13 protein-coding genes are annotated in these 21,343 nt (G+C 68.4%); 10 read left to right on the forward strand and 3 right to left on the reverse strand.

The window, feature by feature from the left end:
• Nucleotides 1-46: 46 nt before the first annotated feature.
• The 4 genes from glmU (at nucleotide 47) to ASF21_RS10085 (ending at nucleotide 8,245) form a co-directional block, all read left to right on the forward strand.
• Nucleotides 47-1,483 carry a bifunctional UDP-N-acetylglucosamine diphosphorylase/glucosamine-1-phosphate N-acetyltransferase GlmU gene (gene glmU, locus ASF21_RS10070; RefSeq protein WP_235498873.1) on the forward strand — a complete coding sequence of 479 codons (1,437 nt, stop codon included), beginning with the start codon at nucleotides 47-49 and terminating at the stop codon, nucleotides 1,481-1,483.
• A complete protein-coding gene (locus ASF21_RS10075) occupies nucleotides 1,480-2,460 on the forward strand; it encodes a ribose-phosphate diphosphokinase (RefSeq protein ID WP_055770265.1) in 981 nt (326 codons plus the stop codon). The genes glmU and ASF21_RS10075 overlap by 4 nt, the downstream gene beginning before the upstream one ends.
• 245 nt (nucleotides 2,461-2,705) lie before the next feature.
• Nucleotides 2,706-5,492, forward strand: a complete 2,787-nt coding sequence (locus tag ASF21_RS10080; protein WP_082471432.1) for a LuxR C-terminal-related transcriptional regulator — start codon at nucleotides 2,706-2,708, stop codon at nucleotides 5,490-5,492.
• On the forward strand, nucleotides 5,492-8,245 hold the full coding sequence (locus ASF21_RS10085) for a helix-turn-helix transcriptional regulator (RefSeq protein ID WP_055770269.1): 2,754 nt from the start codon (nucleotides 5,492-5,494) through the stop codon (nucleotides 8,243-8,245). Before ASF21_RS10080 ends, ASF21_RS10085 begins: the two co-directional genes overlap by 1 nt.
• 448 nt (nucleotides 8,246-8,693) lie before the next feature.
• On the opposite strand, the gene ASF21_RS10090 is transcribed toward ASF21_RS10085, so the two are convergent.
• The 3 genes from ASF21_RS10090 to ASF21_RS10100 all read right to left on the reverse strand — a co-directional run bounded on the left by ASF21_RS10090 (nucleotide 8,694) and on the right by ASF21_RS10100 (nucleotide 11,659).
• Entirely contained in the window at nucleotides 8,694-8,849 is a 156-nt protein-coding gene (locus ASF21_RS10090; protein ID WP_157365835.1) for a hypothetical protein, read from the reverse strand.
• A gap of 191 nt (nucleotides 8,850-9,040) precedes the next feature.
• A complete protein-coding gene (locus ASF21_RS17330; RefSeq protein WP_235498783.1) occupies nucleotides 9,041-10,948 on the reverse strand; it encodes a DUF4012 domain-containing protein in 1,908 nt (635 codons plus the stop codon).
• A gap of 309 nt (nucleotides 10,949-11,257) precedes the next feature.
• Nucleotides 11,258-11,659, reverse strand: a complete 402-nt coding sequence (locus ASF21_RS10100; RefSeq protein ID WP_055770278.1) for a VanZ family protein — start codon at nucleotides 11,657-11,659, stop codon at nucleotides 11,258-11,260.
• Nucleotides 11,660-12,093: 434 nt separating this feature from the next.
• On the opposite strand from ASF21_RS10100, the gene ASF21_RS10105 reads away from it, so the two are divergent.
• The 6 genes from ASF21_RS10105 (at nucleotide 12,094) to ASF21_RS10130 (ending at nucleotide 21,325) form a co-directional block, all read left to right on the forward strand.
• Nucleotides 12,094-12,744 carry a 50S ribosomal protein L25/general stress protein Ctc gene (locus ASF21_RS10105; RefSeq protein WP_055770280.1) on the forward strand — a complete coding sequence of 217 codons (651 nt, stop codon included), beginning with the start codon at nucleotides 12,094-12,096 and terminating at the stop codon, nucleotides 12,742-12,744.
• A 14-nt stretch (nucleotides 12,745-12,758) separates the two neighbouring features.
• Nucleotides 12,759-13,343: an aminoacyl-tRNA hydrolase gene (gene pth / locus ASF21_RS10110; RefSeq protein ID WP_055770283.1), complete on the forward strand. Its 585-nt coding sequence runs from the start codon at nucleotides 12,759-12,761 to the stop codon at nucleotides 13,341-13,343.
• Between the two features lie 205 nt (nucleotides 13,344-13,548).
• On the forward strand, nucleotides 13,549-16,179 hold the full coding sequence (locus tag ASF21_RS10115; RefSeq protein WP_055770286.1) for a helix-turn-helix transcriptional regulator: 2,631 nt from the start codon (nucleotides 13,549-13,551) through the stop codon (nucleotides 16,177-16,179).
• A 5-nt stretch (nucleotides 16,180-16,184) separates the two neighbouring features.
• Nucleotides 16,185-18,851, forward strand: coding sequence for a helix-turn-helix transcriptional regulator (locus ASF21_RS10120; protein WP_157365837.1), 2,667 nt, complete (start codon nucleotides 16,185-16,187; stop codon nucleotides 18,849-18,851).
• Between the two features lie 456 nt (nucleotides 18,852-19,307).
• Nucleotides 19,308-20,798: a sugar transferase gene (locus ASF21_RS10125; protein ID WP_055770291.1), complete on the forward strand. Its 1,491-nt coding sequence runs from the start codon at nucleotides 19,308-19,310 to the stop codon at nucleotides 20,796-20,798.
• An 80-nt stretch (nucleotides 20,799-20,878) separates the two neighbouring features.
• Nucleotides 20,879-21,325: an adenylyltransferase/cytidyltransferase family protein gene (locus ASF21_RS10130; RefSeq protein ID WP_055770836.1), complete on the forward strand. Its 447-nt coding sequence runs from the start codon at nucleotides 20,879-20,881 to the stop codon at nucleotides 21,323-21,325.
• Nucleotides 21,326-21,343 lie beyond the last annotated feature (18 nt).

Genomic DNA, 21,343 nt, shown 5'->3' on the forward strand with positions numbered 1-21,343 from the left:
GAAGCCGGCGGCGGTCATCGTCCTCGCCGCGGGAGCCGGGACCCGCATGAAGTCCCGCACACCGAAGATCCTCCACCCGCTGGGCGGTCGGTCCATGATCGGTCACGCGCTCGCCGCGGCGCGGGGCCTGGACCCCCACCACCTCGCCGTCGTCGTCCGGCACGAGCGCGAGCTCGTCGCCGCGCACGTCGCGGGTGTCGATCCCGAGGCCCTGCTGGTCGACCAGGACGACGTCCCGGGGACCGGCCGCGCGGTGCAGGTGGCCCTCGAGGCGCTGGACACGAGGGAGGGCACCATCGGGGGCACCGTGGTGGTGACCTACGGCGACGTACCCCTGCTCGAGGCCGCGACCCTGCGGGACCTCGTCGAGGTGCACGTCCGGGACCGGAACGCCGTCACCGTGCTCACTGCCGAGCTCGACGACGCCACCGGCTACGGGCGCATCGTCCGGAGCCCGGACGGCACGGTACTCGGCATCGTGGAGCACAAGGATGCCTCCGAGGAGCAGCGGACCATCCGCGAGGTGAACTCGGGGATCTATGCGTTCGACGCCGACGTCCTGCGCAGCGCGCTCGGCCGGATCGACGCCGGCAACGCCCAGGGCGAGCTGTACCTGACCGATGTGCTCGGCATCGCACGGAACGACGGCGGCAGGGTGGCAGGACTGATCGTGCAGGACCGCTGGCAGGTCGAGGGCGCCAATGACCGCGTCCAGCTCGCCCGTCTTGCCGCCGAGCTGAACCGCCGCATCCTCGAACGGTGGATGCGCGCGGGCGTGAGTATCGTCGACCCCGGCAGCACCTGGATCGACGTCCACGTGGAGCTGGCCGAGGATGTCACGGTCCTGCCGGGAACGCTGCTGCACGGCACCACCACGATCGCCAGGGACGCCGTCGTGGGTCCCGACACGTCCTTGACGGACGTGTCCGTCGGGCAGGGAGCCCACGTGACCCGGACCCACGGCAGCGGCGCCAGGATCGGCGACGGGGCCAGCGTCGGTCCCTTCACCTACCTCCGGCCGGGAACGGTACTGGGCGAGGACGGCAAGATCGGCGCGTTCTACGAGACCAAGAACGTGGTGGTGGGCCGCGGCTCGAAACTCTCGCACCTCGGCTATGCGGGCGATGCGGAGATCGGTGAATACACCAACATCGGCTGCGGCAACATCACCGCCAACTACGACGGTGTCGACAAGCACCGCACCGTCATCGGGTCCCACGTCCGTACCAGCTCGAACACGGTCTTCGTCGCGCCGGTCACGGTGGGCGACGGCGCCTACACCGGTGCCGGCGCCGTCATCCGCAAGGACGTCCCCGCCGGGGCGCTCGGACTGAGCGTCGTGGCGCAGCGCAACGTCCCGGGCTGGACCTCGGAGAAGCGACCCGGCACAGCTGCGGACGAGGCGGCGCGCGCGAGCATGGCCGGAACCGACACATCAGGCCCACAGGCAACGAAGGAACCACAGGAAAGCGGTCAGTCATGAGCGAGATCACGGCACGCGGCGAGAAGAAACTGGTGCTCGCCTCCGGGCGTGCACACCCCGAACTGGCCGAGGAGATCGCGTCCTGGCTCGGCACCGAACTGCTGCCGGTCTCCGCCTACGACTTCGCCAACGGCGAGATCTACGTACGCTCCGGCGAGAGCGTGCGTGGTACCGACGTCTTCGTCATCCAGGCCCACCCGGCGCCCCTGAACAACTGGCTCATGGAACAGCTCATCATGGTGGATTCGCTCAAGCGGGCCTCGGCCAAGCGGATCACCGTCGTCTCGCCGTTCTACCCCTATGCGCGGCAGGACAAGAAGGGGCGCGGACGTGAACCGATCTCCGCCCGCCTCGTCGCCGACCTGTACAAGACGGCGGGAGCGAACCGCCTGATGTCCGTGGATCTGCACACCTCCCAGATCCAGGGGTTCTTCGACGGCCCCGTGGACCACCTCATGGCCATCCCGCTCCTCGCCGACTACATCCGGACGAGGGTCGACGCCGACAATGTCACGGTCGTCTCGCCCGACACCGGACGGGTGCGCGTCGCCGAGCAGTGGGCCGAGCGGCTCGGGGGGGCACCCCTCGCGTTCGTGCACAAGAGCCGCGATCTCACGGTTCCGAACCAGGCCGTGTCCAAGCAGGTCGTCGGCCAGGTCGAGGGCCGCACCTGCGTGCTCATCGACGACATGATCGATACCGGGGGCACGATCTCCGGGGCCGTGCAGGTGCTGAAGAACGCCGGGGCCAAGGATGTCATCATCGCGGCGACCCATGCGGTGTTCTCCGATCCGGCGGCGCGTCGACTGGCCGAGTCCGGGGCCCGTGAGGTCGTCGTCACCAATACTCTGCCGATACCCTCCGAGAAGCGCTTCCCCCAACTCACGGTCCTGTCGATCGCACCCCTGATCGCCCGTGCCATCCGCGAGGTGTTCGACGACGGATCGGTGACGAGCCTCTTCGACGGCAACGCCTGAACGGATGCCGTGCCCTGCTGAAGAGCAAGGGCAGGCGTCGAGAGCCCGGATACCCCTACGCACAAGGCCGACAAAGCCGAGTGCGTAGGGAAACGACGGAAGTCGAGTAGTGTTTCGTCGCCATACGTGGAAAAAACAAGTAAGAATACTGATGATTCCGTAGCAGCCACTCGTGCTGCCCCCATCCTCCCTTCCTACGCTGAGTTTCAGACACCTGTCACAAGCTGGGAAGAAGTAGGTCCTTCATGCGGTCTCACAGTCTCGTACACACCCTTGTCCCTCCACCTGCTGCAGCCAGGCCGACCAGGTGGCACCCGGTGCAGGCGCCACCGGGGCACCCGGTGCAGGTGCTACCAGGGGCCTCGGTGCGCTTCATCGGAAGGATGGCCGAGACGGAATCGGCCCTGCAGGCCGTCCGTGATCCGGATTCGTCGGGTGCTGTGGTCGTGGGCCCCCCTGGCGTCGGCAAGACCGCCCTGCTGCACCAGGTGCTGCGCTCCCTCGACGGCAGCTACGTGGTCCGCGTCCGCGGGATCCGGTCGTCCGCGTCCTTCTCCTACCGGGCGCTCGGTTTCCTGCTCTCCGAGGTACCGGGCACCGTGACGCATCCGGCTCTCGTCCTCTCGGCAGTCTCGGCACACCTGCGTGAGGAGGCGGGAGGTCGCCGCATCGTCTTCGCCATCGACAACGCGGAGCACCTCGACAAGGCATCCTCGACACTGATCGGTCAGCTTCTTTCCGGTGACAGTGCCTCCGCCGTCCTGACCGTGACCGATTTCGCCCAGGCGGACCCGGTGTTCATGGGCCTCTGGCGGGCCAGCTCGCTGCGCCGGATCGACCTGAGGCCGCTCTCCTTCGAGGACACGGTGCTTTTCGTCGCCTCCGAACTCGGAGCTCCCGTCAGTCGCGAGGGCGTGGAGGCGTTGTGGTCCGTAGCCGGTGGGAATGCGCAGGCCACCCGTGCGTCCCTGCAGGGTTTCGTGCAACGCGGCGTGTTGGCGCGGCGCGGTGAGGCGTGGGTCCTGTTGCCGAACCGGAAGGGGATCGGACACGACGTGGTGAGCACTTCACCACTCCTGCGCACCCTCACCCGCAACCAGCGGCGAATCGTCGATCTCGTGTCGCTGGCCGGCGGGCTGCCGTGGCAGGATGCCGCTCGGCTCGCCGATCCGTCAGAGCTCGACGCGCTGCAGGACGCGGGCATCCTCGTGGTGCTGGCGGATCCCGAACCCTGCGTGAGGCTCGCCGCCGATGGCCTGGCGGATGCTGTGGCGGAACAGGTCCCCGAGGAGGAAGCAGCCCGTCTGTACCAGGATCTCCGATCCCGGCCCGGAGCTGCCCGGTATCTTGCCGACGATCCGGCTCGCGAGGTGGGCTGGCTGATTCAGGCCGGTCTGTCCGTCGACGTCCAGCTGGGTGTCACTGCGGTCGAGACCCTGAACCGGAGCGGACAACACCGGCGAGCGGCCGATCTCATCCGCATGATCACCACTCGCCGGCAGTCACCCGAGCTGGCCCTCGAGGCGATGATCGCTGCCCTCGGTCAAGGACATCTCAAGGATGCCACCGTCGCATCCGCGACGCTCTCTGCTGCCGAGGTCGAACTCGACCGGGAGGTCTTGATCAGGTACCTGGTGGAGGAGAGCCGCCTGCGTCGGCTCCACGCCGTCGGCGATCCGGCCCTACCACTGGATCGGGCCGACGAGCGGCTCACATCGTGGGGGCTCGACCGGATCGGGCAGCCCCCTGGAGATGCGCAGGACCGCTCGGAGTCCGTGAGTCTCGGCCGACGCGTGCTCGTCGCCCGTGCCGAACTGGCGTCCTTCGAGGGTCGGTACCGGGACAATCTCGCCGACCTCGAGGGGGTGCGTCAGACGGAGCTGTCCTCGTCCAGCGGCCGCGAGGAGTGCGCGTCGCTGGTGGCCCTCCAGTCCCTGCTCCTCGAGGCCATGGTGCTGCAGGAGCCCACGGAGCCCGCACTGCGACTCGCGGGAGTCCTGGCCCGTAACCTGTCGCATCCCCAGGTGGCGCACCAGGCGGCGGATGCCGCTCTCCTGCGGGTGGAGGTGGCTTTCCTCGTCGCAGGCAACTGGGCCGCGGGGCGGATGATCTTCTCGGGCTCCCGACCCTCCTCCAGTTCGTGGTCGCTCCATCGGGGTTCCCTCGCCGATGTCGCTGTGGCGCTGGATCTCATAGCGCGCGAGCGCGTTCGGGACGCGACCGCGCTGCTCGAACCCGTCGTCGAGCAGCTACGCGTCGCCGATCGCTACGGACTGCTGCCCCTGGCCGAAGCTGTCCTCACCTACTGCGATGCCCTGACCCCAGCACTGGATCGCGGGGTGGCGCACCTTCCGCCGGCTGGTCGTGCGAAGGGCAGCCCCTGGATGGTCCGGCGCGCTACGCGGCACTACCAGTTGCTGTCGCAGGCCTTGACCGGGTCCCGTGCCGAGGTAGCCCTGCAACTTCAGGAGCGGGTCCCGAGCGATCGTCGCCGAGGAGCGACGATGTGGGCCGTCAGCAGCCTCCTCTCCGCCCTGCGACTCGGAAGCAGAGCGGCAGCCGCGGAGCTCGAGGCATTGTCAGAGAATCTCGACGCCCCTCTTGCGGAGGTATGCCTGCTCTACGCCAAGGCCATTCTGCAGGCGGACACGGGTCTGCTCATCCGGGCCGTGGAAGCCGCGGCCGCGTCCGGCGACTATCGTCTGGCAGCAGACATTGCCAGATCAGGGATCGATCAGGCTCTGGCCGATGACGACCGGACGGCGTATCGCCTCATCCACCGCAGGCTGAGGGAGGTGCTTCCCGAACGGCTCAAGGATGGACTCGGTGTCACAGCCCTCGGCCTGCTCACCGCCCGCGAGCGGGAGATCGCCGTGCTTGCAGCCACAGGACGCAGCAATCGAGCCATCGCGCAGCACATGTACGTGTCGGTCCGGACGGTCGAGGGGCACCTCTATCAGGTGTATTCCAAGCTCAGCGTCAACACCCGGGCCGAACTCGCCGAGCTGTTTCCCGCGGAGATCGATTCCTGATGTTCTCGGCGCTGTCCGGTGACGTGCCGCTCGTCGGCCGGAAGGCGCTCATCACGGCGATCGAGCAGGCCGTTCGCGAGGCGGACGTGTACGGCGCTTTCGTGTACGGCGAGATCGGGACCGGCAAGAGTGCGATGGCCCGCCATCTGCACGCTCGGCTTCAGGGTGAGTTCGTGCCGTTCCTCCTGTCGCCCGCCTCGGCGCTGGTCACCATCCCCTACGGAGCGCTCGCCCCCTTCCTCGTCGAGGCATCATCAGCGGACATGGCCTCGCCCCTCGCAGTCCTGCGCCGGGTCATGGCCTTTCTCCGAACCCGGGCGGCGGGTCGTCGCGTCCTCGTCCTCGTCGACGACGCCCACCTGCTGGATGATGACAGCAGTCACCTCCTGGCGCAGCTCGTCACGTCCCGGACCATAGCCCTCGCTGCATTCGCCCGCCCCATCACGCCGGTCTCCGACGAACTGGCATCGCTGTGCCGGGACGGCCTCCTCGAACGATTCGAGGTCGGTCCCCTCGGATCGGCCGACGCCCTGGATCTGTGCCGCCAGGTCCTCGGAGGTCCGATCGTCCGCGGCGCGAGCGAGCGTCTCCGCGACGAGGCGTCCGGCAATCCGCTGTTCCTCAAGGCGATCCTCGACGAGGCCCTGGCCCGGGGGAGCCTCATCCGTCCGGACGGCGTGTGGACGCTCGACGTGGAGGAGGTTGCCCTTCCCGCGTCACTCCTCGATCTGGTCCGCTCGATCGCCCTCGGGCTGAACGAGATCGAACGTAAGGCCTTCGACCTCGTGGCGCTTGCCGGTGTCGTTGCCTTCAACGATCTGGTCCGTCTCACCAGCGAGGGGGCCGTGTCCTCCTTACTGGATGAAGGGCTCATCAGGAGCGTCTGGGAAGATCCTGCCTACGCGACGCAGGCGTACTCGCTCTACGGACGGATCGGGCTGTCTCTCGTGCCCGTCGGTCGCAGCAGCAGTCTCCACGATGAACTTCGCTCCATCGTCGGCCCCGGCGGGAACCTGCCCGCATCGGCCGTGATCCGGGACGTCCTGTGGCGGCTCGACTGCGGTGAGCAGGTGCCCGATGAACACCTCCTCCAGACGGCGGAGTCGGCGCTGGCGGGCCTCGATGCCCGGGCAGCCCTCCGGTGCGTGAGTGCCGTTCGGAACGAGAACCTCCTCGGGCTCGCGGACATTCTCCGTGCTTCAGCGCTGATGGAACTCGGCCGGACCACCGAGTCCCGTAGCGCCGCGGACAGGTGCCCGGAGGCGACGGTCGGACCGAAGCAGGTCGCGGCCGCAGGAATCCTGGCGGTCCGCCAGGTGGTCGCGGACGGGGAGGACCCCGTCGCCCTGACGGACGTGCTCGACTGGTGGTCCTCCTGTATCCGCTCCTGGAAGGAAGGCCCACTGCCCGCGGAAAGGGGCAGTCCGGCAGAGGAGGATCCGGCGCTGACACCTCTTCGGGCGGGGGAGGGACCGCCTTCGGCCGATGCCGTGCGGGAGTGCGAACATCACCTCGTGGTGGCTCGCGCCTTCTCGTGGAACATCCTGGGCGAGTACTCCAGGACGGTCGAGGTTCTCGCCGGCTTCGTGACGGAGGGACACGCGAATCACCGCGTCACAGTCCTCGCCGAGGCCACCCTGGCTGAGGCCCTCGGCGCACTCGGACGCGGAGTGGAGGGGCGACGGCACAGCCTCGCGGCTGTGGCCGCAGCCGGCCGACACCAGCAGCCCATCCCTGACCTGCATCGTGGCGCCTTCCTCCGCCACGTGAGCCTGCTGGTGCACAGCGGTGACTTCCGGGCAGCGGAGGAGGCCCTCGCGACCTACACGCCGGGCGAGAGCCGTGACTACTTCTTCATCGGTGGTGGCCTCGCGGTCGTCGACGCAGTTCTTGATGCGCGGCGCGGCTTCTTCCGCGAGGCACTCGCCAAACTCGGTCCAGCCCTCGCCTCGCTGAGGGTGTCGGACCAGGAAGCCCTCCTGCCGTACGCGCTCGGGGTGACCGCGTGGACGGCGGCCGCCCTCGGTGAAATCAGTGTCTCGACCCAGTGCTCGAGGGAACTCGCAGTCCTGCGACACCGCGGCAGCCGCCAGTACGAGCTCTTGGGCCGCGCCTTCGACGCAGCTGCCCGGGCCTTGCTCCGAGCGGATGACGCGAGCGTCCACACGTTGTCGGGGCTCGCCCTTGCCGCTCGCCGACACGGATGGTCCAGTGCCGAGAAGGACATCCTCGAACTGGCCACTGCGCTCGGCGACGACCAGGCGCCCCACCAGCTCCGCGACGTGACCGTTGCCGTCGAGGGTATGGAGGCGGAGGTCCTGCACCACTACGCATCGGCCCTCGTCCGACGCGATGCGAAATCACTCGTCATCGCCGGCGACCGTGCCGAAGTCCTGCAGAAGTACCTGCTGGCGACCGACGCCTGTCGCAGGGCCATGGATGTCTATGGAATGCAGGGCGACGCCCGGTCGAAGCGGGTCCTGGCAGCAGTTCTTCGACGGCGACAGAGCCATATCGACGGCGGCCTGGCGGAGGAAGCCTACGACTCCGACGGCACCACGCCGCTCACCTCACGGGAGAAAGAGATCGCTCTCCTGGCCATCCGGGGCCTGTCCAATCGGGAGATCGCGCGTGCCCTGACGGTGTCCACCCGGACCGTCGAAGGCCACCTCTATCGCATCTACGTCAAGCTGGGCATCAGTCGGCGGGACGAGCTGACGGCGGAACTCGAGACCGTTCTGCGGGCCACCTAGCCGATGCGGTCTGCGCAGGTAATTCCCAGGACTGATCTGAGTAGTTCGACGATTGATTAGGGTCTGCACTACTCGTGATCACGTTTCTCTACGGACCTAAAGTAGGAGGTGTTGGACAGGATGTCATCGGATCACCCGAGCGTCCTGGACGGCCCACGTTCTGGGTCGGCGGCGTAGGAGTTCTCTTGAGACCAGGACTTCGTCCCCAGCCGCCGCCGACCCTCACTCTCACCCTATCGTCGGCACCACCTCCTCGCGAGGGCTGAAGATAACGAATTGACCCCCTGTTCACGAAGAGGGGGCTTTTCGTTGTCTTCGAGGTCCAGTGCTTCCTGCATCAGCTCGACGCGCTGTCGTCGCCGTCGCTGACCCTGTCGAACGACGAACACGAACCCGGGTCCTTGCCCAGAGCCCTGATCGTCCGGACGGTTGTCCGAGAACCGTCGTGTCAGGCCTCCGAGGGCTTTCCGCCGCGACGGGTGGAGAAGACGGCAAGGGTGCCGACGGTCAGGACGCCGAGGCCGGCAGCTCCCCACAGGGTCGTGAAGGATCCGAGGCCGGTGTTGGCCGGCCCCTGCGCCGACGCCGCAGCATGCGTGGTCACCCGGCCGGTCACCGTGACCCTGACCCGGAGAACGTCGGTGCGCCACACGGGCGGGGCGGTGCAGGTGCCAACGCCGCCGCGGGAGGAGGACGGCAGACGAGCACGGCTCCCGGATGCAGGCGTCCTGGTGCTCGAGCATCTCGCGGGTGAGCGCATACGGCAGCGGCCTGCTGTCGACGGAGGCGTGGAGGTCAGGAACACCCGGGGCCCAGGTCCGCCGTCTGCAGGACGTCCTGCAACCGCTGGACTGTGGGCGTGACGGAAACCGCGGGCTCGTCCTCCTGCGACACGTCGACGAAGGGGAGATCGACGATCGTCGTCTGTTGTGGAGCGAGGTGAGTGGTGATCACTCCTACGGGCCGGTCACCGTGGAGGAAGGAGGCCACGGGTACCTCGGCTCCGTCGACTGTCGCCGTGCCGAGCGCGGACCGCTCAGGGCCGTAGCCCACCACGTCGGTCCGGACGGTCCCCGGTTCCACTCCGAACGCTCCCGCTCCGGTGACGTAGGCCGGGAGGCTTTCCGCAGCATCCGCGGGGGCGGTATTGGTCATGGTCACTCGAACGGTGTACCCGCGGCTGCCGTCTGTCGTGCACGATCCGATGAGCTGCACCGTGCGCTCGACGTAGTAGTCCATCTTCGCTCCGGTGCCGTCGTTGAAATACACGCCGAACGCCGCGCCGTCCTTGGACGGTCCAGTGATCCGGCCGCCCAGTGCCGTCGGACCGATGACGTCCTGCTCGGCAGGCACATCCGACCAGACGTAGAGCCGCTGCTCCTGACTACTCCTCCTCAGGGAGTCGACGATTCCGGCGCTGTCGCCCTGGCCCTCGGCGAGGGCGGTGAAGACCTGCCCGGCGACCGACGCGAAGTATTCGTCCTGGACGGCCGGGTCCTCGATGCGGGCGTACACATCGGAGAGCAGGGTCGGAACCACGTTCTCCGACGTCAGCGAGGTCGGTAGCCCGGAGGGGACGATGAGGTCGACGAGTCCCCCTTCTCCCGACGCCGCGAGCTCGACGGGACCGGTGGACGCCAGGATGTCAGCGAGGACGACGGCGTCGAGCGCTATCACCCCGTCGATCGTGGATCCCGGATTCCGACGTTCCCACATGGCCTGTGCGGTTGTCGCGACGGTCGGGAAGTCAGGTGTGAGATTGGTGCTCTGGAAGAAGGTGCCCATCTGGCTGGAGTAGATGCGCTCCTGCTCGGCATCGACCTCGATGGGCGGATCGAAGCGGCCCAGGTCAGCACCACTGCCCTGCCCGATCAGCTCGATCGAGCCTGCGTCCGTCCGGATCAGGGCATAGGCGCCGGAGATCCCGCCGGTCGCCCGGATCTCCGCACTGTTCTGGATGAGGACGAGATACGTCCTCGGTCCGTCGGCCCCCAGCATGGGCGGGAGCACCTCGGCTGCGGCCGCGGCACTGTTGAGGGCCCGGCGTGCACCGTCCATGGTGTCGATCGCCTGCAGAAGAGGGTTGGCAACCTCCGGGAACAACTGCTCGCGATCGATGTCCTCCAGCCGCTCGTAGCTCAGCTGCGTGGTTCGAGCAGCCCCTGCCAGGGTGGGGGACACCTCCTGCAAGGGCGCCACGTCGATTCTTCCCTGGTCCGGGGTGAGGCTGTCCCAGTCGAGGGAGTCGAATCTCCCGAGCATGGGAGCGACCGCCTGCTGCACGATATCGTCGGCCGAGACGGTGACTTCGGTGATGGCCGAGAGGTTCGGGCCGAGGATGGGCATGATCGACGCCGCTCTCCAGAGCGGGTCAGTTCCTGCGCGGCGCGCCTCTGTCGTGTGTGACTGCAGCTGGTCGAGTGACCGCTGGGCTGCCGCACCATCTCCGGAGACGAGTTCCGTCTGCAATCGCGGCAGGACATCCGCCGCGGCCTCGAGGTTCGATCTCACCTGGTCCGCGCGGAAGGCGACCCAGGCGATGATCATCAGGGCCAGGAGGAGGAGGGCGAACAGAACGGCGGCGATCCGCACGAGGCGGTGCCTGGTCAGATGGGTGGACGCGAGCTTCGACCGGTTGTCCTCACCGAAGTAATAGGCACTTCCCTCGGCGTACTTCCCCGTGTTCCTGGTGTTGCGTACCACTCGGTAACCCCTTGTCTCGCCTGACGGACGTGCTGCCGAGAGGTGGTTGAGACAGGACCAGTCCCGGCATGGACAGCTCGGTCGATCCTGGCGGAGACAGTCCTTCGACAGGGGCGACCTCCTCACATAGTAGGTCCCAGCGGATGCCGCAGATCGCCGGCCATCCTCGAGAGGGTCCGATGAGGCGAGGGCCGCCCGATTCCCTTAGGGTCGACCGTCGGCGCGCCAGGCGGCCGGGTCGAGCACGTTCCGGCCGTCGACAACGATGCGTCAGCGCCCCGGCCGTCAAAGGAACGGGAGGCAGGTGGTCTATGGGTGAGAAGGCGCCGGCGGTTGGCCGGACGGATGATGACCGTCGCGGCTCGCGCTCCTGCGGCGCCGCCGCCCCCGCATCCGGAGCATGATCCAGGCGAAGAGGGCGCCCACCCCGGAGCCGGCCGTATTCGCAGCGACGTCGTAGGGGCTGGCGACCCGCTCGGGCAGGGCTGCGAGCTGTGTGAACTCTATTCCCGCTGACAGGGCCAGCCCCACCACGGGGCCGAGCCGGCGCCAGCCCTGCGGTGCCAGGATGAAGAAGAACAGTCCGAGCGGGACGAACATGATGACGTTCGCCACCGTCTCGACGAATCGGTAGTCGAACCAGGACGGCCACCCGGCTCGCTGCAGATCGGCGAGGGCTGCACGCAGGACCGTCCCGCCATCCCGGTCCACGGGTCGTGGTGAGAGCACGACCAGCCCGAGCGTGACCAGCCAGAGGATGCACAGTGCCAGCGTGATGCGTCGGTAGCGCGTCGAGGGCAGGGGTGCGGAGGACAGTGTGGTGATCCTTCGGACGGGGGCTGACGACGACGGTCGCGGCGCCCTGGGACATCGACCAGTATCGCAGGACCGCGGCCGGCGCGGCGCCGCGCACGGCGTGCGGTAGGATGATTGGCGATGCCTAGGCGAGGGAGCGGCCTGCGGATCCCGGTCTGTCCGGAGATCATGCGGCGAACTCCGTGATCGACGGTGGCTAGCGACGTCTCCCGGACTGCAGTGCGCAGCCCGAGCGGTGTCCTGGACCAGCCCGAAGCGCGTTCCTCCCGCCGTGGCTTGAGTCCCGACGGCGGTCCACCGGACTGCCGCCCACGTCACCAGGAGAATCCATGACCGATCAGAAGCTCGCAGCGCACGTCCGTACCGAATTCGGCAAGGGCGCTGCCCGCCAGGCCCGCCGCGCCAACATGATCCCCGCGGTCATCTACGGCCACGGCGCGGACCCCATCCACGTCCTCCTTCCCGCCAAGGCGACGACCCTCGCGGTGCGCACCGCCAACGCCCTCCTCACGCTCGACGTCGCCGGTGAGGACCACCTCGCGCTCGTCAAGGACATCCAGCGCAACCCGATCAAGCAGATCGTGGAGCACCTCGACCTCCTGACCGTGCGTCGCGGCGAGAAGGTCGAGGTCGATGTCGCCATCCACATCGAGGGCGAGCCTGCAGCGGACGTCGTCTCCAACCTCGAGGCCAGCACGGTCCTCGTCGAGGCCGAGGCGACCCACCTGCCCGAGACGCTCACCGTGAGCATCGAGGGACGCGAGGTCGGACAGCACGTCCTCGCCTCGGACATCGTCCTGCCGCAGGGCGTCACCCTGCTCACCGACCCCGAGACGCTGATCGTCAACCTCATGCCCCCCGTGGTCCAGGACCTCGGCGAGACCCCTGAGACGGACGACGACGTCGAGGGCACGTCCGAGGGTGCAACCGCGGCCGACGCCGACGCCGACGCCGTCATCACCGACGCCGACGAGCAGTAGGCAGGATCCGCACGGTGTCCACTGACACCTGGCTGGTAGCCGGGCTCGGGAATCCCGGGCCCGGCTATGCCGGCAACCGGCACAATGTCGGGCAGATGGTCCTCGATGTGCTCGCCGGACGCCTCCGTGGCAGATTCACGACGTCGAAGGTCCAGGCCGTCACCCTCGAGGGCAGGCTCGGTCTCGGCGGACCGCGCGTCGTCCTCGCGAAACCGTCGACCTACATGAACCTCACGGGCGGACCCGTCTCCGGGCTCGCCCGCTTCCACGGCATCGAGCCGGACCACGTGATCGCCGTCCACGACGAGATCGACATCCCGTTCAACACGATCAAGGTGAAGCTGGGTGGGGGAGAGGGCGGGCACAACGGCCTCCGTGACATCAGCAAGGCGCTCGGAACCAAGGACTACTACAGGGTGCGGGTCGGCGTAGGCCGGCCGCCCGGCCGCCAGGACGCCGCCGACTTCGTGCTGAAGGACTTCGGCACCGTGGAGAAGAAAGACCTCCCATTCCTCGTCGATGACGCCGCAGATGCCGTCGAACAGGTCATCACGGACGGTCTCCTCGCTGCTCAGCAACGCTTCCACCCTCAGAAGTAGGAGCGGGAGCAGCGCAGAACCTGCGCAGACCCTGCGCGCCGACCCAGCCCGTACGAGCCTCCCCACGCAGCGGCTGCCTGTAAAGTGAGCCCCTTGGGACGAGCGCTGTGGGGCGAGACTTCATGCTGAGGTGGAAACGGGGAGCCGGTCGAGGACCGATGACGTCGGTGGCTGGGCCGGCGTCGGCCGCACCGGAGCCTGCCCTGTGACGGTCATCGACGGCCGCTGGCCCTTCGCCGGACGAGAGGGTGATGTCCGGGATGCCATGACGGTCCTCGCGGCGGAGGCCGGTCACGGAGTAGTGCTCGTCGGACCGTCCGGCGTGGGCAAGACGATCATCGCGCAGCAGGTGCTCGCCGCCCTGTCCCGGCACTTCGATCACATCTACCTCCGCGGCTCCGCTGCCCACTCCACGACACCCTACGGAGCCCTCAACGTCCTGCTCGCAGAGCTCGACGAGGACACCGCGCGCAGTCCGCTCCTCGTCCTCAGCGCCCTGCAGCGCAAGTTCGCCGGCGCGACGGCCAAGCGCCCCACCCTGATGCACATCGACGGCGTCGAAGACATCGACGAGCTCTCCGCGACGGTGATCGCGCATCTCGCGCGGGTCGGCGCCGTGCGACTCCTGGTCACCTGCGAGGACCTCCTACGGGCGCCGGGGGAATTCTTCGACCTCTGGAAGGACGGCGTCCTCGAGCGCTTCGACATCCACCCGCTCACGCTCGCCGCGGCCACGGAACTGCTCACGGCAGCCTTCGGCGCCCCGGTGTCGCGCTCCGCCGCGCAGGAACTCTGGTCAGCCAGTGGCGGCAACCCCAAGTACCTGCAGATGGCGACGAAGGCCGACGTCGTCTCCGGCCACCTGTTCTTACGCGACGGGGTATGGGTGACGCAGGATGCGCCGCGTCCCGACTTCGGGCGGTCGGTCACCGACGGGACCGCCACAACACTTGCGGCGCTGCCCCCTGACGACCGCGCCGCGGTCGAGGTGCTCGCCGTCTCGGGCAGCCTCCCGGTCGTCGTCCTGCTGAAGGCAGTGCCCGCGGCCACTGTCGACGCCCTCCAGTCCGACGGTGTCATCACGGTCGACGTCGGCGCCGCACCCCTCGTCCGTCTCACCTACGGGGTGTTCGCCGATGTCGTTCGCGCGCAGCTGCTGTCCGGCGCCGGCAGGGAAGCGCTCAGGACCGTCGCGGGACTCCGCGACGAGCCAGAGGTCCCGGTGCAGGGCCGCATGACGCTCGCGCTCTGGGCCCTCGACAACGCCGACGCCCCCACGGCGGCGGAACTCGTGGGGCTGGCACACCTCGCCAATGACCACCGCATCGAGGGAGCCGCCCGTCGACTGCTCGATGCAGTCCCCGCCGACGACTTCGGCAGCACCGCCGTCGTCGAGCGGACGCGGCAGCTCTGGATCGAGGGACACCTGGCCGAGGCCCTCGGAACCGTGGAGGCGCTGCTGGCGGATGACGAACTGTCCCTCGGGGACTGGGTCGATGCTCGCCTGCTGGCTGCACGGTTGCGGGTCCGCACGCACGGACGGGAGCGCGGGACCGAGGACCTCCTGCACGACGTCACCTCGCGGCTCGACGGCGAGGCCGAGGATGACGTCGTGCTCGAACTCCGCGGCAGGACCGATGTGGTACGGCTCGAGCTGGATGTGTTCGAGGGTAGGTTCGATAAGGTCGCCGCGCGCGTTCCGGAGCTCCTCGCCACGTGGGCCGAGGACACGCGCTGGAACATCCGGATCCGGAGCCTCGTCAGTGTCGTCGATGCAACCCTCGGATCCCAGGAGCAGGGGGTCGCCGTCGCCCGCACGGTCACGTCGAGGCTCGTCAACTCCCCGTCCGACCCCCTGGACAGGGAGGCGGCGATCGCGCGTCTCTACGAATGCCTCTTCCTCGCGGGGCACTGGAACGAGTGTTTCGACCTCGCGACCGACGCGGGAAGCCGGTTCGATGGTCGACTCTTCGGCGGATCCCCCTGTGAGTTCGCGGAGGGCGTGCTGCTGGCCTACCTGGGCCGGAGCGGCCAAGCGCTCGAGAAGCTGCTGCCCGCCATCAGCCAGTTCCGCATCCGCGACCGGCACGGGTTCCTCCCCCTGGCCGAGGCCGCAGCCGCTTATGCCGAGGTGCTCGAGAGCGATCCCGAGGCCGCCGAGGACCACCTGCAAGCCATCGACCTGAACGGCCGACGCTACTCGTGGCACCTGCGCGAGGCCGTGCGGTATTTCAGCCTCCTCGCAGAGGCCTGGCTCGACACCCCTGGAAGAATCGCCACCGAATTCATGGAGCACGCCCTGGAGCTCGGCGCCAGGGGCTATCGCGGCGCGGAACTGTTCTTCCTCAGCCAGTCCGTGCAGCTCGGGCGGCACGAGGCCGCCGAGCTTCTCGCCGCCACGGCCGCGGCGGCCGACGGGCCACTCGCTGACCTGGCGGCGGGCTTCGCCGAAGGCCTGGCAACGCGGGATCCCGGCGCGCTGAAAGCGGTGGCACTCCTCGCCGTCGACGCCGGCAACCACAATCTCGCCGGAGACATCGCCGCCCTCAGCATCGAGCACCTCTCCGACAACGACGACCCCATGATCCGTGTGCACGCCGAGCAGATCCTCCGGAAGACCTCCACTCCGGCCCGACGCAATGTGCGGCGGAAGCTCCTCAGTGAGCGTGAACGGGCGATCGCCCGTATGGTCGCCCGCGGCGTTCCCAACAAGGAGATCGCCCAGCAGGAACACATCTCTCCGCGGACCGTCGAGGGCCACGTGCACCAGATCATGTCGAAGCTCGGACTCTCGAGCCGCAAGCAGCTCTCCCTCGTCTTCGGACAGCAGCAGTGACCGGCATGGGCGCTGCGATCGGCCTCGTGGGGAGGGAACGGCACGTCAGGGAGATCGTCGCCGCACTGGACGATGCGTCCGGTTTCGGTGCGATGATCATCGGCGAGGCGGGAGTGGGCAAGACGGCGGTGGCACGCGCCGTCGTCGAGCACCTGCGCTGGTCCGCCCCGGTGCTCCGGGTCACCGGCGGCTCGTCGCTGCGCAACATCCCGTTCGGTGCGCTCGCTCCTTACCTGCACACCCTCTCGGTCGCCGACGCCGACTCGCCGGTGGCGATCCTCCGTGCCGTGATGAGTCACCTGTCAGCGGAGCGGGCGCGCTCGCAGCGACCTCCGCTGATCATCGTCGACGACGCGCACGAGCTGGACGCCGGCTCGAGTGCCCTCCTCGCCCAGCTGGTCAGTGCGCGTCGGGCCAAGATCCTCGTGCTCACCCGTGCCAGCCCCACGCTTCCGCCCGAGTTCGTCGCCTTCAGCACCGACGGGCTGCTCGCTCGGTCCGAGCTGCACCCTCTCGGCGTCGAAGCCGTCGCCGAGCTCTGCGCCACGGTGTTGAACGGTCCCGTCCTCACCGGCACCAGCCACACCCTCGCCCTCATGACCGGCGGCAACCCCATGTTCCTCCTCACCGTTCTCGAGCAGGGCAGGACGGAGGGCTATCTCGAACAGCGCAACGGCTTCTGGCGTCTGTCCGACGAACAGCCCGTGGTGCACGTGCGGCTCGGCGACCTGATCCGCTCGCAGCTCCGGGCCCGCAGCAAGGACGAGGTCGAGGCCCTCGAGGTCGTGGCCTTAGCGGAGCCGATAGCTCTCGACGCGTTGGTGCACTGCGTCGATGCTGTCGCGCTCAAGAGCCTCCGGGACGATCGGCTCGTCACCGTCGGACCAGCGCCCGATCAGCCGGTGTCCCTCGAGCACCCGCTCTACGGGGAGGTTCTTCGCAGCCAGGTGCCTGTGGCGCGCAGCCTCGAGATCCGGCGTCGTGTCCTCGCCGCACTGGAACCCGGGACGCCATCGCTCAACGCCTTCCTGAGGACGGTGTCCTGGGGCCTCGACTGTGGCGTCCCGGCCGACGACCGCACGCTGCTGCGCGCAGCCGCCGTCGCCAACGCGCTGCGTGACCACGGCCTCGCCCTCAGGGCCGCCCGCGCCGTCTCGGCACCCGGTCTGCACGGGCACGCGCTCACGGAGATCGCACGGGTACAAGCCGGGCGCGGCAATGTCGGCTACGCCCAGGAGCTCGTCGGCGAGGCGCTGCGCGGCTGCACCGACCTGCGCGTCGCGAAGGACGCGACCTTGCTCTCCTTCGAACTCAAGCTCAGGACCGGGGCCCCGTACGCGGACCTGCGTGACGACGTCGACCGCTGGCGGTCCCTCATCGCCACCCTGGATCTGCGCGACGGCCTCCGGGTCACCGAGGACGCCCTCTTCCGTGCACGGCTCGGCATCCGCCTCCTCGAGACCCACGTCCTGATCCTCGAGGGTCACCTGGAGGGCGTGGAGGAGGAGCTTCGGGACATCATCGCCGAGCCACGGGGCTCGGCGGAGACCCGCCTGGGGGGTCTGGTCCTGCTCGCGGAGGTCCTCGGCAGCATGGGGCGATCAGTCGAGGGGAGTACCTGCTCGGGCGAGGCCCTCGCGATCATCGAGGCGGAGGGTGCCACCCTGCTCGGCTACCGCGAGTTCGCGGCCGCGCGGCACGTTCTCCTGCTCGCCACCAGTGGGCGCGCCGCCGAGGCGAAAGCCGTGCTGCAGACCTGCTCCCGCGCGCACCCCCGCAGTATCGTCTACTTCGCGGGATGGGGAGACGTCGTCGACGGCATCGGAGCGCTTCGGGCCGGCCACAACAGGCAGGCGCGCGACCACTTCCTGTTGGCGCTCGAGGCCCTGCAGGAATCGGATGTGATCCAGGTCATGACGTTGCTGCTCGGGCTGGCCGCCTATGCCTGTGCCCTCGCCGGCGACACGCCCCGAGCCGAGGCGCTGATGGTCGAGTTCGAGCGGACTCCCGGGCGTGGCTCACGATCCATGCGGCTCGGGGGTCGTATCTTCCTCACGGCGACTGCGGTGCTGCTCGGTGAGACACCCGGAGCACGCGCCGACCTCCTCTCCATCGCGGCGACGGCCGAGAAGGAGGGGCTCAAGGAGCTGGCGGGAACGGCCCTCCACGTCTCCCTGCTGCTCGGCGACCTCGGCGCGGTATCCCCCATCATCCGGGTGCTCGAAAGCGTCGAGGGCTCCGGCGCGTCGGACCTGCTCGATCTCGCCCTCGCCGCCCGGGCGAAGAACGCCGAGGCGATGGTCTCCGCAGCCACCATCGCCGGCGAGCACGGCAATACGGCCTTCGAGTTCGTCGGTCTCTCGCTCGCGCTGCAGCTGATGGGTGAACAGGGAGCAACCCGGCAGGCACGCAGCATCCAGCGGCGTGTCGTGACGCTCGGTGAGCAGCGCGAGGGGCCGGTCCCGACGCCCCTCGCCTCGGTCTCACCCGCCGCCAGCACCCCCCGGCTCACCCCGACGGAACGCAGGATCGTCGACCTCGTCCGGGAGGGCTATTCCAACCGTGAGATCGCTGACGCCAAGAGCGTCTCGGTACGAACCGTCGAGGGGCACCTCTACCGGATCTTCGCCAAGCTCGGTGTCAACCGGCGTGAGGACCTGAGGGACTCCTGAACGCCTGTTCCGCGTAGGTGGACGTGCTGCCGCGCAGTAGTGCCGAGTAGTGCACAGGTAGTCCACGCGTAAGCCGTCCAGGACAAACACGTAGGGCGTACTCGTGTGCGCTCCGATACCGATCCATAGAGTTTCCGCAAGAGCTTTGCAGGCAAAGCTGGGGAAATTTTTGAAGAATCGGGTCTCACTCATGGGTTGTCCATCCTGCGGAACCAGCCACTCCACTCAGGTAGGCGCTCTCCACCACTTCCTCCCGGAATCGGGGGACGCCCGTCGCTCGGTCGCGTCCCGCCGGTTCATCTGCGGGGCCGCCGCTACAGCGGTCGCCTCGCACCCACGAACGGAGCCGGCGATGTCAGGACCTTCTGAGACCAAGGTCCGTCCCCAGTCGTCGTCGGCTCCCCGGATCCATCCGCTGCGCCGTCAGGTCGCTCCCGTCGACTCAGGGGTATCGCGATGACGCAGATGCACAGCGCAGTCGGAAGCTTCACAGCGGTTCCCGGCCTGTCCACCGTCCAGGAACCACTGCCGATGTCGGGCGCCGCCTGGCGCCGCCGCTACCAGATCTCCCTGCTCGCGACCGACTCCGTCCTGATCCTCGGAATCCTCCTGCTCACCGTCAACGTGCTGACGCTCGACGCGAGCGGTGCCCGCATGGCCGATGTCCTCGGGCTCGGCGGTGCGATCGCCGCCGGCTGGATGACCATGATGGCATTGTTCCGCACCAGGGATTCCCGCCTGGTGGGAACGGGTGCGGGGGAGTACAAGAAAGTCATCCGTGCCAGCCTTGCCACGTTCGCTGCGACGGCTGTCGTCGCCGTGCTGCTGGACCTCGAGCACTACCGTAGCCTCCTCGTGCTGGCGCTTCCGGCCGGCACCGTCCTGCTCCTGTCCAGCCGTTGGCTGTGGCGCCAGTGGCTGCTCCATCAGAGCCGCCTCGGCCACCACCTCTCGAAGGTGGTCGTCGTGGGCCGGCCGAAGGACGTCCGGTACGTCGCAGCGCAGCTCGCCAAGAAGTCAGGTGCCGCCTACGCCGTCGTCGGTGCTGTCTACGAGGGCAAGTCGAACCCGGCGGCCCTTCACACGGGAAACCGTCTCGTCCCCGTGGTCAGCGGCCTCCGCAAGGTGGAGGACTTCGTGGCCCACACGGGCGCTGACGCCGTGATCGTGGCCGGGCACCTCCGGAAGGGCAGCTCCTACATCCGCGAGCTCGGCTGGAGGCTCGAGGCTTCCTCGACCGAACTGGTCCTGGCTTCGGCGCTCACCAATGTCGCCGGCCCGCGTATCACCATGCGCCCCGTCGAGGGGCTCCCGCTCATGCACGTGGAGCTGCCGCAGTTCGCGGGCGGCCGCCACCTGATGAAGCGGGCGCTCGACGTCGCCGTATCAGCCACTGCCCTCCTCATCCTCGCGCCCCTCTTCCTGGCACTCAGCATCGCGATCCGCCGGGACAGTCCGGGTGGGGCGTTCTTCAAGCAGGAGAGAGCGGGCAAGGACTCGGCCGTCTTCACCATGTACAAGTTCCGCTCCATGGTGACCACGGCCGAGGACGAACTCGAACTGCTCAAGGACCAGAACCAGGGCAGCGGTGTGCTGTTCAAACTGCGGGACGATCCCAGGGTCACGAGGATCGGGGCCGTCATCCGGAAGTACTCGCTCGACGAGCTGCCCCAGTTCTGGAACGTCCTGCGGGGTGACATGTCGCTCGTCGGTCCGCGGCCGCCCCTGTTCAGCGAGGTGTCCGGATACGAGGAGCACACGCGCCGCCGCCTCCTGATCAAGCCCGGGCTGACCGGGCTGTGGCAGGTCAGCGGCCGCTCGGACCTCGACTGGGACGAGAGCGTTCGCCTCGACCTGTACTACGTGGAGAACTGGTCGGTCGCCGGAGACCTGATCATCATGTGGCGCACCTTCAAAGTGATGCTCAAGCCCGTCGGCGCCTACTGATGACCGTCGACCCGACCCCGTCCGGCCTCACCACGCCGACGGGCGCCACCCTGGCGCCCGTCCGCACCAAAGGAACCTCCATGGGAATACGCATCGGTTACGCCGCCGGCGCCTTCGACCTCTTCCACGTCGGCCACCTCAATCTGCTTCGCCATGCGAAGAGCGAGTGCGACTTCCTCATCGCCGGTGTCGTCTCGGACGAGCTCCTCGAGAAGAACAAGGGCAAGCGCCCGGTGATCCCGCTCATCGAGCGCCTGGAGATCGTCCAGAGCGTCCAGTTCGTCGACCGCGCTGTCGCTGAGACCGAGCCGACCAAGTACGACATGTGGAAGCAGCTCGGCTTCAACGTCTTCTTCAAGGGGGACGACTGGAAGGGCACTCCGAAGGGTCTCGCCCTCGAGGAGACCTTCGGCCGGGTCGGTGTGGAGGTCGTCTACTTCCCCTACACAGTCCACACCTCCAGCTCCTTCCTGCGGCGGACGCTGGAGCTCCTCAACGCTCCGGCCGTCCACGAAGCCGCTCTCTGACGCTTCACCGTAGTCCCG

Origin of the sequence: Arthrobacter sp. Leaf234 (assembly GCF_001422665.1) — a bacterium.
Classification (GTDB): domain Bacteria; phylum Actinomycetota; class Actinomycetes; order Actinomycetales; family Micrococcaceae; genus Arthrobacter_D.